Origin of the sequence: Kitasatospora sp. HUAS MG31 (assembly GCF_040571325.1) — a bacterium.
GTDB classification, from domain to species: domain Bacteria; phylum Actinomycetota; class Actinomycetes; order Streptomycetales; family Streptomycetaceae; genus Kitasatospora; species Kitasatospora camelliae.
The window spans coordinates 5255470-5271206 of record NZ_CP159872.1 but is presented as its reverse complement, the minus strand read 5'-3'; the positions used below and the strand labels follow the sequence as shown (position 1 = coordinate 5271206).

The 15737-nt window shown below is 68.3% G+C and carries 10 protein-coding genes, 2 rRNA genes and 1 pseudogene; 2 read left to right on the top strand and 11 right to left on the bottom strand.

Annotated elements, in window-relative coordinates; translation table 11 throughout:
• Positions 1–27: 27 nt before the first annotated feature.
• The 5 genes from ABWK59_RS23690 to ABWK59_RS23670 form a co-directional block, all read right to left on the bottom strand.
• Positions 28–3134 (bottom strand): 23S ribosomal RNA (locus tag ABWK59_RS23690).
• 285 nt (positions 3135–3419) lie between these two features.
• Positions 3420–4941, bottom strand: a 16S ribosomal RNA gene (locus tag ABWK59_RS23685).
• The 16S and 23S rRNA genes sit together here, the layout of an rRNA operon.
• Positions 4942–5442: 501 nt before the next feature.
• On the bottom strand, positions 5443–6231 hold the full coding sequence (locus tag ABWK59_RS23680; protein ID WP_354642612.1) for a DUF3710 domain-containing protein: 789 nt from the start codon (positions 6229–6231) through the stop codon (positions 5443–5445).
• Between the two features lie 104 nt (positions 6232–6335).
• Positions 6336–6797 carry a dUTP diphosphatase gene (gene dut / locus ABWK59_RS23675; RefSeq protein ID WP_420492945.1) on the bottom strand — a complete coding sequence of 154 codons (462 nt, stop codon included), beginning with the start codon at positions 6795–6797 and terminating at the stop codon, positions 6336–6338.
• A gap of 2 nt (positions 6798–6799) precedes the next feature.
• The gene (locus tag ABWK59_RS23670; protein ID WP_354645084.1) at positions 6800–7339 is read right to left on the bottom strand and encodes a PaaI family thioesterase; all 540 of its coding nucleotides are present in this window, start codon (positions 7337–7339) and stop codon (positions 6800–6802) included.
• Positions 7340–7522: 183 nt separating this feature from the next.
• Between ABWK59_RS23670 and ABWK59_RS23665 the strand changes: the two genes are divergently transcribed.
• Positions 7523–7975, top strand: a complete 453-nt coding sequence (locus ABWK59_RS23665; RefSeq protein ID WP_354642610.1) for a DUF3093 domain-containing protein — start codon at positions 7523–7525, stop codon at positions 7973–7975.
• Between the two features lie 288 nt (positions 7976–8263).
• Here the strand turns inward: ABWK59_RS23665 and ABWK59_RS23660 are convergent, their stop codons facing one another.
• From ABWK59_RS23660 to ABWK59_RS23645, 4 genes and pseudogenes are all read right to left on the bottom strand, one after another.
• Positions 8264–8563 carry a DUF4193 domain-containing protein gene (locus ABWK59_RS23660; protein ID WP_354642609.1) on the bottom strand — a complete coding sequence of 100 codons (300 nt, stop codon included), beginning with the start codon at positions 8561–8563 and terminating at the stop codon, positions 8264–8266.
• Positions 8564–9257: 694 nt separating this feature from the next.
• Positions 9258–10232, bottom strand: a complete 975-nt coding sequence (locus tag ABWK59_RS23655; protein ID WP_354642608.1) for an acyl-ACP desaturase — start codon at positions 10230–10232, stop codon at positions 9258–9260.
• Positions 10233–10569: 337 nt separating this feature from the next.
• Positions 10570–11798, bottom strand: a pseudogene (locus ABWK59_RS23650) (sensor histidine kinase); the annotation flags it as partial.
• Positions 11799–12036: 238 nt separating this feature from the next.
• Positions 12037–12690, bottom strand: a complete 654-nt coding sequence (locus ABWK59_RS23645) for a response regulator transcription factor (protein ID WP_346145614.1) — start codon at positions 12688–12690, stop codon at positions 12037–12039.
• Positions 12691–13204: 514 nt separating this feature from the next.
• Between ABWK59_RS23645 and ABWK59_RS23640 the strand changes: the two genes are divergently transcribed.
• Entirely contained in the window at positions 13205–13390 is a 186-nt protein-coding gene (locus ABWK59_RS23640) for a hypothetical protein (protein ID WP_354642606.1), read from the top strand.
• A 204-nt stretch (positions 13391–13594) separates the two neighbouring features.
• On the opposite strand, the gene ABWK59_RS23635 is transcribed toward ABWK59_RS23640, so the two are convergent.
• Positions 13595–14383 carry an inositol monophosphatase family protein gene (locus tag ABWK59_RS23635; RefSeq protein ID WP_354645083.1) on the bottom strand — a complete coding sequence of 263 codons (789 nt, stop codon included), beginning with the start codon at positions 14381–14383 and terminating at the stop codon, positions 13595–13597.
• A 114-nt stretch (positions 14384–14497) separates the two neighbouring features.
• Complete coding sequence (locus ABWK59_RS23630) at positions 14498–15634, bottom strand: ferrochelatase (RefSeq protein ID WP_354642605.1); 1137 nt, start codon at positions 15632–15634, stop codon at positions 14498–14500.
• Positions 15635–15737 lie beyond the last annotated feature (103 nt).

Below are 15737 nucleotides of genomic sequence, written 5' to 3'. Positions count from 1 at the left end.
GAACCAACACAGTGGACGCGAGCAACTGAGGACAAGCCCTCGGCCTATTAGTACCGGTCAACTCCACCCCTCACAGGGCTTCCATATCCGGCCTATCAACCCAGTCGTCTACTGGGAGCCTTACCCTCTCAAGGAGGTGGGAGTGCTCATCTCGAAGCAGGCTTCCCGCTTAGATGCTTTCAGCGGTTATCCCTCCCGAACGTAGCCAACCAGCCATGCCCTTGGCAGGACAACTGGCACACCAGAGGTTCGTCCGTCCCGGTCCTCTCGTACTAGGGACAGCCCTTCTCAACACTCCTACGCGCACAGCGGATAGGGACCGAACTGTCTCACGACGTTCTAAACCCAGCTCGCGTACCGCTTTAATGGGCGAACAGCCCAACCCTTGGGACCTACTCCAGCCCCAGGATGCGACGAGCCGACATCGAGGTGCCAAACCATCCCGTCGATATGGACTCTTGGGGAAGATCAGCCTGTTATCCCCGGGGTACCTTTTATCCGTTGAGCGACGGCGCTTCCACAAGCCACCGCCGGATCACTAGTCCCTACTTTCGTACCTGCTCGACCCGTCAGTCTCACAGTCAAGCTCCCTTGTGCACTTACACTCAACACCTGATTGCCAACCAGGCTGAGGGAACCTTTGGGCGCCTCCGTTACCCTTTGGGAGGCAACCGCCCCAGTTAAACTACCCACCAGACACTGTCCCTGATCCGGATCACGGACCCAGGTTAGACATCCAGCACGACCAGAGTGGTATTTCAACGTCGACTCCACAACAACTGGCGTTGCTGCTTCAAAGTCTCCCACCTATCCTACACAAGCCGAACCGAACACCAATATCAAGCTATAGTAAAGGTCCCGGGGTCTTTCCGTCCTGCTGCGCGAAACGAGCATCTTTACTCGTAATGCAATTTCACCGGGCCTGTGGTTGAGACAGTCGAGAAGTCGTTACGCCATTCGTGCAGGTCGGAACTTACCCGACAAGGAATTTCGCTACCTTAGGATGGTTATAGTTACCACCGCCGTTTACTGGCGCTTAAGTTCTCAGCTTCGCCTAGCCGAAACTAGACTAACCGGTCCCCTTAACGTTCCAGCACCGGGCAGGCGTCAGTCCGTATACATCGCCTTACGGCTTCGCACGGACCTGTGTTTTTAGTAAACAGTCGCTTCTCGCTGGTCTCTGCGGCCACCCCCAGCTCGGAGTGCAAGACTCGTCACCAGGAATGGCCCCCCTTCTCCCGAAGTTACGGGGGCATTTTGCCGAGTTCCTTAACCACAGTTCACCCGAACGCCTCGGTATTCTCTACCTGACCACCTGAGTCGGTTTAGGGTACGGGCCGCCATGAAACTCGCTAGAGGCTTTTCTCGACAGCATAGGATCATCCACTTCACCACAATCGGCTCGGCATCAGGTCTCAGCCTCAATGAGTGACGGATTTGCCTATCACTCGGCCTACACCCTTACCCCGGGACTACCACCGCCCGGGCTGGACTACCTTCCTGCGTCACCCCATCGCTCACCTACTACCACCTTGGTTCAGCGGCTCCACCACTCCCCTTCGCCCGAAGGCTCCGGGGCGGCTTCACGGCCTTAGCATCAGAGGGTTCAACGTTGGCGCTTCAAAGCGGGTACGGGAATATCAACCCGTTGTCCATCGACTACGCCTGTCGGCCTCGCCTTAGGTCCCGACTTACCCTGGGCAGATCAGCTTGACCCAGGAACCCTTGGTCAATCGGCGCAAGAGTTTCCCACTCTTGTATCGCTACTCATGCCTGCATTCTCACTCGTGAACCGTCCACAACTCGATTCCTCGGCTGCTTCACCCGGCACACGACGCTCCCCTACCCATCCACACAGCCGTTGGGCCTACACGTGTGAATGACACGACTTCGGTGGTGTACTTGAGCCCCGCTACATTGTCGGCGCGGAATCACTTGACCAGTGAGCTATTACGCACTCTTTCAAGGGTGGCTGCTTCTAAGCCAACCTCCTGGTTGTCTCTGCGACTCCACATCCTTTCCCACTTAGCACACGCTTAGGGACCTTAGTCGGTGTTCTGGGCTGTTTCCCTCTCGACCATGGAGCTTATCCCCCACAGTCTCACTGCCGTGCTCTCACTTACCGGCATTCGGAGTTTGGCTAAGGTCAGTAACCCGGTGAGGCCCATCGCCTATCCAGTGCTCTACCTCCGGCAAGAAACACACGACGCTGCACCTAAATGCATTTCGGGGAGAACCAGCTATCACGGAGTTTGATTGGCCTTTCACCCCTAACCACAGGTCATCCCCCAGGTTTTCAACCCTGGTGGGTTCGGTCCTCCACACGGTCTTACCCGCGCTTCAACCTGCCCATGGCTAGATCACTCCGCTTCGGGTCTTGGGCGTGCAACTCAATCGCCCTATTCGGACTCGCTTTCGCTACGGCTACCCCACACGGGTTAACCTCGCTACACACCGCAAACTCGCGGGCTCATTCTTCAAAAGGCACGCAGTCACAGTCCGAAGACTGCCCCCACGGCTTGTAGGCACACGGTTTCAGGTACTATTTCACTCCGCTCCCGCGGTACTTTTCACCATTCCCTCACGGTACTATCCGCTATCGGTCACCAGGGAATATTTAGGCTTAGCGGGTGGTCCCGCCAGATTCACACGGGATTTCTCGGGCCCCGTGCTACTTGGGAGATGAGCAAGCAAGCCGCTAATGTTTCGTCTACGGGGGTCTTACCCTCTACGCCGGACCTTTCGCATGTCCTTCGACTACACCAACGGTTTCTGACTCGCCGACCGGCCGGCAGACCGATCAAGCTCATTCCCACGACCCCCAAGCGGCAACCCCTGCCGGGTCTCACACCACTTGGGTTTAGCCTCATCCGGTTTCGCTCGCCACTACTCCCGGAATCACGGTTGTTTTCTCTTCCTGCGGGTACTGAGATGTTTCACTTCCCCGCGTTCCCTCCACACTGCCTATGTGTTCAGCAGCGGGTGACAGCCCATGACGACTGCCGGGTTTCCCCATTCGGACACCCCCGGATCAAAGCTCGGTTGACAGCTCCCCGGGGCCTATCGCGGCCTCCCACGTCCTTCATCGGTTCCTGGTGCCAAGGCATCCACCGTGCGCCCTTAAAAACTTGGCCACAGATGCTCGCGTCCACTGTGCAGTTCTCAAACAACGACCAGACACCCAAACTCAACACCCCGAACCGGGATGCCTCGCATGAGGCCGGCAACTCTGAAGCAACAACCTTGATGGCCGTTCCTTCAGGACCCAACAGCGTGCCCGACCCGATCCCTCGCAAACAATCACGTTCCACGCCGAAGCAGTACTAGTGGCTTGCGCCAAACCGGTGCCGAATAGTCAACGTTCCACCCATGAGCAACCGTGCGAGACATTCGCTCGCAGTCGGCCATGTGCTCCTTAGAAAGGAGGTGATCCAGCCGCACCTTCCGGTACGGCTACCTTGTTACGACTTCGTCCCAATCGCTGGTCCCACCTTCGACGGCTCCCTCCCAAGGGTTAGGCCACCGGCTTCGGGTGTTACCGACTTTCGTGACGTGACGGGCGGTGTGTACAAGGCCCGGGAACGTATTCACCGCAGCATGCTGATCTGCGATTACTAGCAACTCCAACTTCATGGGGTCGAGTTGCAGACCCCAATCCGAACTGAGGCCGGCTTTTTGGGATTCGCTCCGCCTCGCGGCATCGCAGCCCTTTGTACCGACCATTGTAGCACGTGTGCAGCCCAAGACATAAGGGGCATGATGATTTGACGTCGTCCCCACCTTCCTCCGAGTTGACCCCGGCAGTCTCCTGTGAGTCCCCATCACCCCGAAAGGCATGCTGGCAACACAGAACAAGGGTTGCGCTCGTTGCGGGACTTAACCCAACATCTCACGACACGAGCTGACGACAACCATGCACCACCTGTACACCGACCACAAGGGGGCGCCCATCTCTGGACGTTTCCGGCGTATGTCAAGCCTTGGTAAGGTTCTTCGCGTTGCGTCGAATTAAGCCACATGCTCCGCTGCTTGTGCGGGCCCCCGTCAATTCCTTTGAGTTTTAGCCTTGCGGCCGTACTCCCCAGGCGGGGAACTTAATGCGTTAGCTGCGGCACCGACGACGTGGAATGTCGCCAACACCTAGTTCCCAACGTTTACGGCGTGGACTACCAGGGTATCTAATCCTGTTCGCTCCCCACGCTTTCGCTCCTCAGCGTCAGTAATGGCCCAGAGATCCGCCTTCGCCACCGGTGTTCCTCCTGATATCTGCGCATTTCACCGCTACACCAGGAATTCCGATCTCCCCTACCACACTCTAGCCTGCCCGTATCGAATGCAGACCCGGGGTTAAGCCCCGGGCTTTCACATCCGACGCGACAGGCCGCCTACGAGCTCTTTACGCCCAATAATTCCGGACAACGCTCGCACCCTACGTATTACCGCGGCTGCTGGCACGTAGTTAGCCGGTGCTTCTTCTGCAGGTACCGTCACTTGCGCTTCTTCCCTGCTGAAAGAGGTTTACAACCCGAAGGCCGTCATCCCTCACGCGGCGTCGCTGCATCAGGCTTTCGCCCATTGTGCAATATTCCCCACTGCTGCCTCCCGTAGGAGTCTGGGCCGTGTCTCAGTCCCAGTGTGGCCGGTCGCCCTCTCAGGCCGGCTACCCGTCGTCGCCTTGGTGGGCCGTTACCCCACCAACAAGCTGATAGGCCGCGGGATCATCCTGCACCGCCGGAGCTTTCCACCCACCCCCATGCAGGAGCAGGTCATATCCGGTATTAGACCTCGTTTCCAAGGCTTGTCCCAGAGTGCAGGGCAGATTTCCCACGTGTTACTCACCCGTTCGCCACTGATCCACCCCGAAGGGCTTCACCGTTCGACTTGCATGTGTTAAGCACGCCGCCAGCGTTCGTCCTGAGCCAGGATCAAACTCTCCGTGAATGTCAACCCGTGATCGGGCATCCCACTCGCGGAAGAGCGGCACGGCAACCACCGGAATAAGGTGATCCCGCGCACTGCGTCCTCGCTAGTGTTATTTCAAAAGGAATCTCCAACCGATCCGAACGGACCGGCCGGGGATGTCAACATATCTGGCGTTGACTTTTGGCACGCTGTTGAGTTCTCAAGGAACGGACGCTTCCTTCGGACCGCCTTCCAGCGGGCCCTCCGGGCGCTTCGTTCTTTCGTGTTTCCAGCTTATCAGATGTTTTCCGCTCCGTTTTCCGGAGTTTCATTCATCCGCTTCGCTTTCGCCTTTCGGCGCTCCCGAACTCTACCAGAGTTCTTCCGGCCGTTTTCCCGCTCGAAGTTCGAACTCCGATTGGAATTCGAAAAGCGGGCCACCCGGCCGTGGGGCAACCCGGAGAACGTTACACACCGGACCGCCCGGGGTCAAAACGCCCCCGCCTGGAGTCCCGGGCGGGGGCGAGGGGCCTCGTCGGCTCAGCGGACCTCGGTGATCTCCGGGCCGCGGGCGAACGGGTCGAGCGAGGTGTTGCCGTAGGCGGCGTCGCCGCCGGCGCCGGCCGCGTCGGCGACCATCTGCGCGTCCTCGGGGAGCTTCAGCACGATCGGGTCGCGCGGGGCCATCGGGGCCTCGCCGCGCACCACGACGGTCTGGCGGAAGACCTCCTCCAGGATGCCGGCCATCTCCGGCTGCACCGCGGCCTGACCGGAGATCACACCGCGGAGGAACCAGCGCGGGCCGTCGCAGCCGACGAACCGGACCAGCTGCACACCCTGGGTGCCGTCGGGCAGCTGCACCGGGACCTGGGCGCGGAGGTGCCAGCCGAGGCTGCCCTCCTCCTCCTCGATGAGGCCGCCCTGGGCGGTGATGCCGTTGGCGATCTCGTCGCGGACCTCACCCCAGATGCCCTCGGACTTGGGGGCCGCGAAGGCCTGGAGCTGGATGGCGCTGTTGCCCAGGACGAGGGTGGCCGCCACGATCGCGTCGCCGGCCACCTCCACCCGGAGCTCCATGCCCTCCACGCCGGGGACGAGGAGACCGCCGAGGTCGACCCGGCCCTCCTCGGGCTTCTCCAGCTCGGAGAGGTCCCACGGACCGTCCGGGCGGGGGGCGGGCGGCAGGCCGACGCGGTCGGCCGGGTCCAGCTCGGTGTCGTTCTCGCTCTCGGCGGAACCTGCGACGTCATCGGCCGTCTCGTCGGGGCTGATGGCGTCCTCGGCGAGCTGCTCGACAGCGTCCTCGCTCTTCTGGCGACGACGGAACACGGTCACTGTCCTTCCCGGTCCTAATACCGAACCCAATACCGAACGAATACTGCAAGACCTAGCTCTGCTCGTACCCAGCTCGGCGCCTGCGAGACGCGGGCATGCTAAACCGCGGCGTGGCCGCCGGTCGACCCGAACCCGCCCTCGGCGCGTGCCGACCCGGGAAGTTCGGCCACCTCGTGGAAGCTCGCCTTCTCGACCTGCTGGATCACCAGCTGGGCGATGCGGTCCCCTCGGCGGAAGCTGACCCCCTCGCGCGGGTCCAGGTTGACGACGATCACCTTGATCTCACCACGGTACCCGGCATCGACCGTCCCCGGGGCGTTCACCAGTGCAACTCCGCAGCGGGCGGCGAGTCCGGACCGCGGGTGCACGAACGCGGCGTAACCGTCCGGAAGCGCGATGGCGACACCGGTGGGGAGGACGGCGCGCTCACCGGGGGCGAGTTCGGCGTCCACGGTGGTCCGCAGGTCGGCTCCCGCGTCGCCGGGGTGCTCGTAGGAGGGCAGCGGCAGCTCGGGGTCGACGCGGCGGATCAGGACGTCCACCGAGGGGCGGGGGGTGATGCTCACGGATTTACCTCGAAGGCTCGGGCGCGCTTGAACAGGTCCGGGTCGTCCAGGGCCTTCTTGATGTCCTCGGGACGACCGTGCGTGGTGAAGTGTTCCAGCTTCACCTGGATGAAGAGCGCCTGGGCGCGGATCGCCACCGGTCCGTCGGGACCGCCGATGCGTCCCTCGGCGGCGCCGTAGATCTTGCGGCCGTGCGCGCCGGTGACCCAGGCGTGGATGTGCAGCGAGGCGTCCACCGGCACCGGGCGGACGAAGTCGCTCTCCAGTCGGCCGGTGACGGCCGGTGTGTGCAGCAGCCAGTTGAGGGTGCCGATGGTCTCGTCCATGGCCGTCATCAGTACGCCGCCGTGGGCAAGCCCCGGGGCGCCCTGGTGCTCGGGGCGGACGGTGAACTCGGCGGTGACGTTCAGGCCCTCGCCCGCCACGGCGATCAGCTGCAGGCCCTGGGGGTGCTGCGGACCGCACCCGAAGCAGTGGTCGTAGTGCGAACCGAGCAGGCTGCCGGGCGCCGGCGCCTCGGGGGCGCGCGGCGGCAGGACGGCGTCCGCCGGGGGCGTGGTGGGGGTGAGGAAGGCGGGGCGGTCGGCGGACTCGGCCGTGTCCTGCGACGCCGGTGGGGAGGCGAGGGGTCCGTTCACACCCTCGACATTACCGGCCAGTAGCTTCCGGCGGCAGGGGTGTCGGCGGGGCTGTCGCGGGCCCGTGCCCACAATGGGGGCATGTACGACGAACGTCTCACCGTCCCGCGGTCCTGGTGGCTGCTCCCCGTCGCGGTCGGGATCTCGCTCGCGCTGATCATGCTGCGGTTCAGCGCGGTGGCCGCGCTGGCCGCCCTGGTGGTCGGCGCGGTCGGGGCGGCGGCCGCGCTGAGCAGCTACGGCTCGGCGCGGATCCGGGTGGTGCAGGGCTCCCTGGTCGCCGGGCAGGCGCGGATCCCGGTCACCGCCCTCGGCCGGGTGCACGTGCTCAACCCCGCCGAGGCGGTGGCCTGGCGCGGGGTGAAGGCCGACCCCCGGGCGTTCATGCTGATGCGCAGCTACGTGCCGACGGCGCTGCGGGTCGAGATCGACGACCCGGCGGACCCGACGCCGTACGTCTACCTGTCCACCCGCTCGCCGCAGCGGCTGGCGGACGCGCTGGCCGAGGCGCACCGGGCGCAGCCCCGCGGCTGATCGTGCCGCGGGCCGGTGCGGCTGCCAGGAGGCCGCCGGTGGGTGGCCGGCAGGTCGCCGGTGGGGCCCCCGGTCAGGGCCCCGGAAACGGAGGAGGGACGGTTCCGCGTGGTGCGGGACCGTCCCGGTTCCTTTGGCGGGTGTGCCGCGAGGGCGCGGTACCCGCCGGGTGCGGCCGCTGCGGGCGGCCGCTGTTGCTGCCTCCGGCCCTGCTGCTCAGGGCCGGCCGGGGCGGCATACCGGGCTGGCGGTGGGGTGTCGCCGGCCCGGGCCCGGGCCGCCCGATGGTCAGGCGCCGCAGTCCCGGCAGATCGGCTGGCCGTTCTTCTCGCTGTACAGCTGGCTGCGGTGGTGCACCAGGAAGCAGCTCATGCAGGTGAACTCGTCCGCCTGGCGCGGCAGCACGCGGACCGACAGCTCCTCGTTGGAGAGGTCGGCGCCGGGCAGCTCGAGACCCTCGGCGGCGTCGAACTCGTCGATGTCGACCGAGCTGGTCGCCTTCTCGTTCCGGCGGGCCTTGAGTTCCTCGATGCTGTCCTCGTTGAGGTCGTCATCGGTCTTGCGTGGGGTGTCGTAATCCGTTGCCATGTTTCGCTCTCCCCCTTTGGGTGTGTGCGGTATCTCCAGCGCACGTAACGCATGGGGGGTCGGTCTTGTGCCCGACCCGAGGCCGAGATTGTGCCTTACTTCAAGCCCTGTTACTCAATCGACACCCGGCTGCGGGCCCGTTGGGGTGATCGAACATGTTCCGAACGGTCGGCGGGGGTGTCGGCCGTCACGTCGCCGAGGGTCCGGGCGGTGACTACCCGGGGTAGCCGGCCGGGCCGCCGGGGATCTCCAACTCTCCGGCCGGGCAGTCCGGTTGACGGGGAATCGACAAGCCGGCGGCCGTGTCGGAGCCGTCACCCTGCGCGACCGTCTCACCCGGACCGGTGATCGCCGAACGGGCCGGTCCGGAGATACCACGCTACCCGATGTGACGTTGCCCACACCTGGAACTTTTCCTGTGAAATCCTGACATTCCCACCGGCTGAGACGGCGGCCCGGGGTGACGGACGACCGGGACGGCCCGCGGCCCGACGGCCAGGGCGGAAACCTGGCGCAAACCGAGCGGGAAGGCCGGCGGAAACGGCTGGAAACGGCCGGAGCCGACCGGGCCCCGGGTGGTGGGCGCGGGCCGGCGGTGCGGGGTCTCACCGGCGGGTCCGGGCAGGTCCGGCGCAGGTCCGGGCCGGACCTGCGCCGGTCCGACCCCGGGTGGGGTCGGACCGGCGGTTGCGGGTCAGGCCTGGGCGGCGCGGGCGGCGCGGCGGGCCAGCAGGGCGGCCTGGCGCTCGTCGAACTTGGTCGCCTGGGTGTTGAGGCCGTCCAGGAACAGGCCGAGCTCCTCCTGGGCCTGCTGGCCCTCGGGGCCGAGTCCGCCGATCTCCATCACCTTGAGGTGGCGCAGCACGGGCTGCAGCACGTCGTCGTGGTGGATGCGGAGGTTGTAGACGCCGCCGATGGCGATCTGGGCGGCGGCCCGCTCGAAGCCGGGGATGCCGTGGCCGGGCATCCGGAAGTCGGTCACCACGTCGGCGATGGCGCGCATGGCCTGGTCGGGGGCGATCTCCAGGGCGGCCCTGAGCAGGTTCCGGTAGAAGACCATGTGCAGGTTCTCGTCGTTGGCGATCTTGGCGAGGAGCTGGTCGCAGATCGGGTCGCCGGAGTGGTGGCCGGTGTTGCGGTGGGCGATCCGGGTGGCGAGCTCCTGGAAGGCCACGTACGCCACCGACTGCAGCATGCTGTGGGCGTTGTCCGACTCGAAGCCCTCGGACATGTGGGACATCCGGGCCCGCTCCAGCTCCACCGGGTCCACGGCGCGGGTGGTGAGCAGGTAGTCGCGGATGGCTATGCCGTGACGGCCCTCCTCGGCCGTCCAGCGGTGCACCCAGGTGCCCCAGGCGCCCTCGCGGCCGAACATCGAGGCGATCTCGTGGTGGTAGCTGGGGAGGTTGTCCTCGGTGAGGAGGTTGACCACCAGGGAGACCCGGGCCAGCGGGGTGACCTCGGACTGGTCCAGCGACCAGGCCTCGCCGCCGAGCACGCCGTCGAAGTCCCGCCCCCGGCTCCACGGCACGAACTCGTGCGGCATCCACTCCTTGGCCACCTTGAGGTGGCGGTTGAGCTCGGTCTCCACGACCTCTTCGAGGGCGAGGATCAGCCGGGCGTCGGTCCAGGCGGTCGATGCGGTGCGCTGCACGGGGGCGATGGTCACGGCTGTTGCTCCTGAGGGCGGACGGGGGCGTCGGACCGGGGGCGCCGGTAGCGGGCCGGTCGCTCAGGGTCGGCTCACCGGCTCACTTACGGCTGCGTAGGTTACGACACCGTAAGTTGTCTCGCGGGGAAATGACAAGCCGCCCCCGCCTGGCCTTTAACTGGTTCTGACACGGGTCGGGCGGCCCGTCGGGGTCACGGGGGGCGGGGAGCGCCGCGACGGCGGCCCGGACACCGGGGAACGGTCCGGGAGCCGGTCCCGGGACATGCCACAGGCCCTCCGGAAGGGTCTCCGGAGGGCCTGTGCGGCGCTGTACGGGCCCGGTGGGGCCCCTGGGTCAGCCGGGGCTGCCGGGAATGCGAACGCGGAGCGTCAGGCCGCCTCCGGGCCGCGAGACGGCCTCGATGGTGCCGCCGTGGGCGCGCACCACCGAGCGGACGATGGACAGGCCGAGGCCGACGCCCTTGTCGCTGCGGGTCCGCTCGGTGCCCTTGACCCGGCGGAACGGCTCGAAGATGTGCTCCAGCTCGTACCCGGGGACCACCGGGCCGGTGTTGCTGACCACCAGCTCGCCCCCGCCGCCGGGGGCCGGGGCGGTGGTGACCTCGACCCAGCCGTCGGCGGTGTTGTACCGGACGGCGTTCTGCAGCAGGTTGAGGGCGAGCCGCTCCAGCAGCACGCCGTTGCCGGCGACACCGGCGGGGTTGAGTTCGGTGCGCAGCGCGACGTGCCGGGCGTCGGCCTCGGCGCGGGTCTGCTCCAGGGCCCGCTCGGCGACCTCGGAGAGCTCCACCGGGCGGCGTTCGACCAGCTCGTTCTCGCTGCGGGCGAGCAGCAGCAGGCCCTCGACCAGCTGCTCGCTGCGCTCGTTGGTGGCGAGCAGGGTCTTGCCGAGCTGTTGGAGGTCCGGGGAGGTGTTCGGGTCGGAGAGCTGCACCTCCAGCAGGGTGCGGTTGATCGCCAGCGGGGTGCGCAGCTCGTGCGAGGCGTTGGCGACGAACCGGCGCTGGGAGTCGAAGGCGCGGTCGAGGCGGCCGAGCATGTCGTCGAAGGTGTCGGCGAGCTCCTTGAGCTCGTCGTCGGGGCCCTCCAGCTCGATCCGGCGGTGCAGGTCGGAGCCGGCCACCTCGCGGGCGGTGCGGGTGATCCGGCCGAGCGGGTGGAGGACCCGGCCGGCCATGGCGTACCCGGCGGCGAAGGCGATCACGGCGAGGCAGACCAGGGCGGTGAGCGCCTTGCGCAGCAGGGTGTTGAGGGCCTGGTCGGACTGGACGGCCTGGTACTGGGCGAGGTAGCGGTCCAGGGTGGCCTGGTCGGCGATCTCGATCCCGCTGGGGGTCCTGACCCGGACGCCGTCGGCGAGCATCAGGTGCGGCAGCACGGCGTCCTGGAACGCCTGCCGGACGAAGTAGTACATCAGCAGCAGCAGGACCACGCCGGCCATCAGGAACATCCCGCCGTAGAGCAGGGTGAGCCGGATCCGGATGGTCGGGCGCAGGGCCAGCCAGGCGAGCAGGCCGCCGGAGTGGTCCTCGTTGTGGTCGCCGGGGTGGTCGCCGCCGGCGGATCGTTTGGTCCCCCGGGTGTCGGCCGGCTGTCCCGTCCCGTTCTGCCCCGTCCCGTTCCGGGCGGTGCCGTCGTGGGCCGTGCCGTCGTGGGCGGTGGCGAACGCGGGCGGGGGGCCCGCCGGACGCGGGGGTACCGGCCCCGGGCCGCCGGCGGGCGCGCCGGGGGCCCCGCCGGTGGGGGGCGGGGTGGTCATGGCCTGTCCTCTCGGTGCTGCGGTGTGCGGGTGGTACGGGGCTCAGATGCGGTAGCCGGAGCCGGGGACGGTGACGATCACCGGCGGGTCGCCGAGCTTGCGGCGCAGGGTCATCACGGTGACCCGGACGACGTTGGTGAACGGGTCGGTGTGCTCGTCCCAGGCCTTCTCCAGGAGCTGCTCGGCGGAGACCACGGCGCCGCCGGCCCGCATCAGGACCTCCAGGACGGCGAACTCCTTGGGGGCGAGCTGGACGGTCCGGCCGTCCCGGATGACCTCGCGGCGGCCGGGGTCGAGGCTGATGCCCGCGCGCTCCAGCACGGGCGGCAGCGGCACGGTGGCCCGGCGGCCGAGCGCGCGGACCCGGGCGACCAGTTCGCTGAAGGCGAACGGCTTGGGGAGGTAGTCGTCGGCGCCGATCTCCAGTCCCTCGACCCGGTCGCTGATGTCGCCGGAGGCGGTCAGCATGATCACCCGGGTGGCCAGGCCCTGCTCGACGACGCGGCGGCACACGTCGTCGCCGTGGACGAGCGGGAGGTCCCGGTCGAGCACGACCACGTCGTAGTCGTTGACCGCGATCCGCTGGAGCGCGGCCTCGCCGTCGTAGACGACGTCGACGGCCATCGCCTCCCGGCGCAGTCCGGTGGCGACGGCCTCGGCGAGCAGCTGCTCGTCCTCGACGACGAGTACCCGCACGGTGGTGTTCCCTTCTGCTGGAGCGGCCCACCGTGCCTGCCCGTGCGGACCGTTGTGCGCCGGGCGCGGGCCAGGCCGCACCGGGGTCGGGGCCGCTCTGGGCCTCGGCGACGGGCAGACGGGTCCGACGGTGTCTCCATCCTGCCTGGTCCGTCGGTAAAGCAGCGGTAAGACCGGTGGACCGGGCGGCCCGGGCGGTCCCGTCGGGCCCAAAACGGAGCCGTGGACCGCCGATTGGACTGTGACGCGGGCAACTTTTGGGTTCCGGGGAGGTTTCCCGGCCGCGCGGGCGGGGAGGACAGCTTCACACCAGCGATGCCGCCGGGCGGCGGATCGCACCCACCCGCCGTGTGTCCCATCCGCACCGGTTCGGGGATCGAACGTCAGGCAGCGGCCGCAGGCCGTCTCCCGCGCCCTACCGGGCCCAGCTCCGGTCCAGGACGTCCGCCTGGCCTCGCTCCCGGGCCCGGGGGACGCGCGGGCCGTGCCCGTCCGACACAGTAAGGGGGCCCGTATGGACGCCTTCACCGCCGGAATCCTTCAGCGCATACAGAACGCCGAGCAGGATCTCCACCGGGCGCTCGAGTCCGGCGACGAGTTCCTCGCCGAGGTCGAGCAGTCCGAACTGGAGGATCTGCGACGGTTGGCCGCCGAGCACGGGGTCGACCCGGTGCAGGGGACGCACCGCGTCGCCGCCTGACCGGCAACCGCAGCACCGCACCACCGGCCCCGCACAGCAGGGGGCCTGCACAGCACAGCACAGCACCGCGAGCCCTGGCACCGTCCGTGTGCCAGGGCCCTTCGTCGCCCGGGAGCGCCGCTCGCCGGAAAGGGGCGTGCCGCACGGATCCTGCCGAACCCCGGCAGGATCCGTGCGGCACGCCCCTTTCCGTCACACGGGTCTCTAGTCGTGCCAGGCGCCGAGGGCGTCCAGGCGGGCCTGGAGCCGCTCGAAGGTGCCGGGCGGGGCGGCCACCGTGAGGTCGCCGTCCGGCTCCAGGCCGGGGCGGCCGCCGGCCAGGGCGCCGGCCTCGCGGGCGATCAGCACGCCCGCGGCCCGGTCCCAGGGCGCGAGGCCGCGCTCGTAGTAGCCGTCCAGCCGGCCGGCCGCGAGGTCGCACAGGTCGACGGCGGCCGCGCCGCCGCGCCGGATGTCGCGGACCTCCGGCATCAGCGAGCGCAGCACCTCGGCCTGGTGTTCGCGGACCGCCTGGACGTAGTTGAACCCGGTGGCCACCAGCGCCTGCCCCCACGGCGGGACGGGCCGGCACGAGATCGGGCTGCCGCCGAGGAAGGCGCCGCCGCCCAGCACGGCGTGGAACAGCTCGCCGCGTGCCGGTACCGCGATCACCCCGACCACCGCCCGGCCGTCCAGCTCGGCGGCCACGCTGACCGCCCAGTTGGGCAGCCCGTACAGGTAGTTGACCGTGCCGTCGAGCGGGTCGACGACCCAGCGGACGCCGCTGGTGCCGGGGCGGTCGGCGCCCTCCTCGCCGAGGTAGCCGTCGGCGGGCCGGCGGGCGCCGATCAGCTCCAGCACCAGCTTCTCGGAGGCCAGGTCCATCTCGGTCACCACGTCGACCGGGCTGCTCTTGGTGGCCGCGACGCCCAGGTCGGCGGGGCGGCCGTCGCGCAGCAGGGCGCCGGCCCGGGTGGCGGCCTCGGTGGCCACCGCGAGCAGCGCGTGCAGCAGGTCGGGGCTGGGCGCGCCGCCCTCGGGGGCTGCGGGGTTCGGCGCGGCGGGGCTGGACACGGCGGGGTCTCCTCCGGAGGCGGGTCGGGGCGGCTCAGGCTGGAGCCGGACGGGTCAGAGCTGGGCGGCGGCGGGCCTCGGGCCGCGCGGGTTGGGGCAGCAGGCGGTGGCACACCGGTCGTGGCTGGGGCCGAGCGCGCCGAGGGCCCGGCGCTCCACCGTCCGGCCGCGCTCGGTGGCCGCCCGCTCCAGCACCAGCTCGCGGACGGCGGCGGTGAACCGCGGGTCGGCGCCGACGGTGGCGGCCCGGGCGACCGGCAGGCCCAGCTCGGCGGCCTTGGCCACGGCCTCGGTGTCGAGGTCGTACCGGACCTCCATGTGGTCGGACACGAAGCCGATCGGCACCATCACCACGGCCGGGGCGCCGGCCTGGTGCACCGCCTCCAGGTGGTCGCAGATGTCCGGCTCCAGCCAGGGGATGTGCGGGGCGCCGCTGCGCGACTGGTACACCAGCTCCCAGGGCCGGTCCGCCACGCCGGTGGCCGCGGCGACCGCCTCGGCGATCTGCCGGGCGACGTCCAGGTGCTGGGCCACGTAGGCGCCGCCGGGCTTGTCTCGGGCCGGGTCGTCGGGGGCGCCGGAGCTGTCGGCCATCGCCACCGGGATGGAGTGGGTGGTGAAGGTGAGCCGGGCCCGGTCGCGGACCGGCGCGGGCAGCTCGGCGAGGGCGGCGAGGGTGGCGTCGGCCATCGGCCGTACGAAGCCCGGGTGGTTGTAGAAGTGGCGGAGCTTGTCGACCCGCAGCTCGGGCAGGCCCTCCTCGGCCAGCTGCTCCAGCGCGTCGGCGAGGTTCTCCCGGTACTGCCGGCAGCCGGAGTAGCCGGCGTAGGCGCTGGTGGCGAGCACGGCGATCCGGCGGTGTCCGTCGGCGGCGATCTCCCGCAGGGTGTCCACCAGGTACGGCGCCCAGTTGCGGTTGCCCCAGTAGACCGGCAGGTCCAGGCCGTGCTCGGCGAAGTCCTTGCGCAGCGCGGCGAGGAGCTCGCGGTTCTGCTCGTTGATCGGGCTCACGCCGCCGAACAGGAAGTAGTGCTTGCCCACCTCGGCGAGCCGCTCCTTGGGGATGCCGCGCCCCCGGGTGACGTTCTCCAGGAAGGGCACCACGTCCTCGGGTGCCTCCGGGCCGCCGAAGGAGAGCAGCAGGAGCGCGTCGTAGGGCGCGTGGTCGGTGGAGGTGCGCGAGTCGGACATGGAACCGATCCTGCCACCTCACCTCCGCCGGACGGTGGAAGGGCGGCGGAGATGCGTCGGACCCCCGACGGTTCGTAAGCTGTCTTTACCAGTCATGTTCCTT

Coding starts and splice junctions, on each gene's coding strand:
- ABWK59_RS23660 (WP_354642609.1), bottom strand. CDS start 8,563: ATGGCAACGGATTACGACACCCCACGCAAGACCGATGACGACCTCAAC.
- ABWK59_RS23640 (WP_354642606.1), top strand. CDS start 13,205: ATGGACGCCTTCACCGCCGGAATCCTTCAGCGCATACAGAACGCCGAG.
- ABWK59_RS23665 (WP_354642610.1), top strand. CDS start 7,523: ATGTACGACGAACGTCTCACCGTCCCGCGGTCCTGGTGGCTGCTCCCC.
- ABWK59_RS23630 (WP_354642605.1), bottom strand. CDS start 15,634: ATGTCCGACTCGCGCACCTCCACCGACCACGCGCCCTACGACGCGCTC.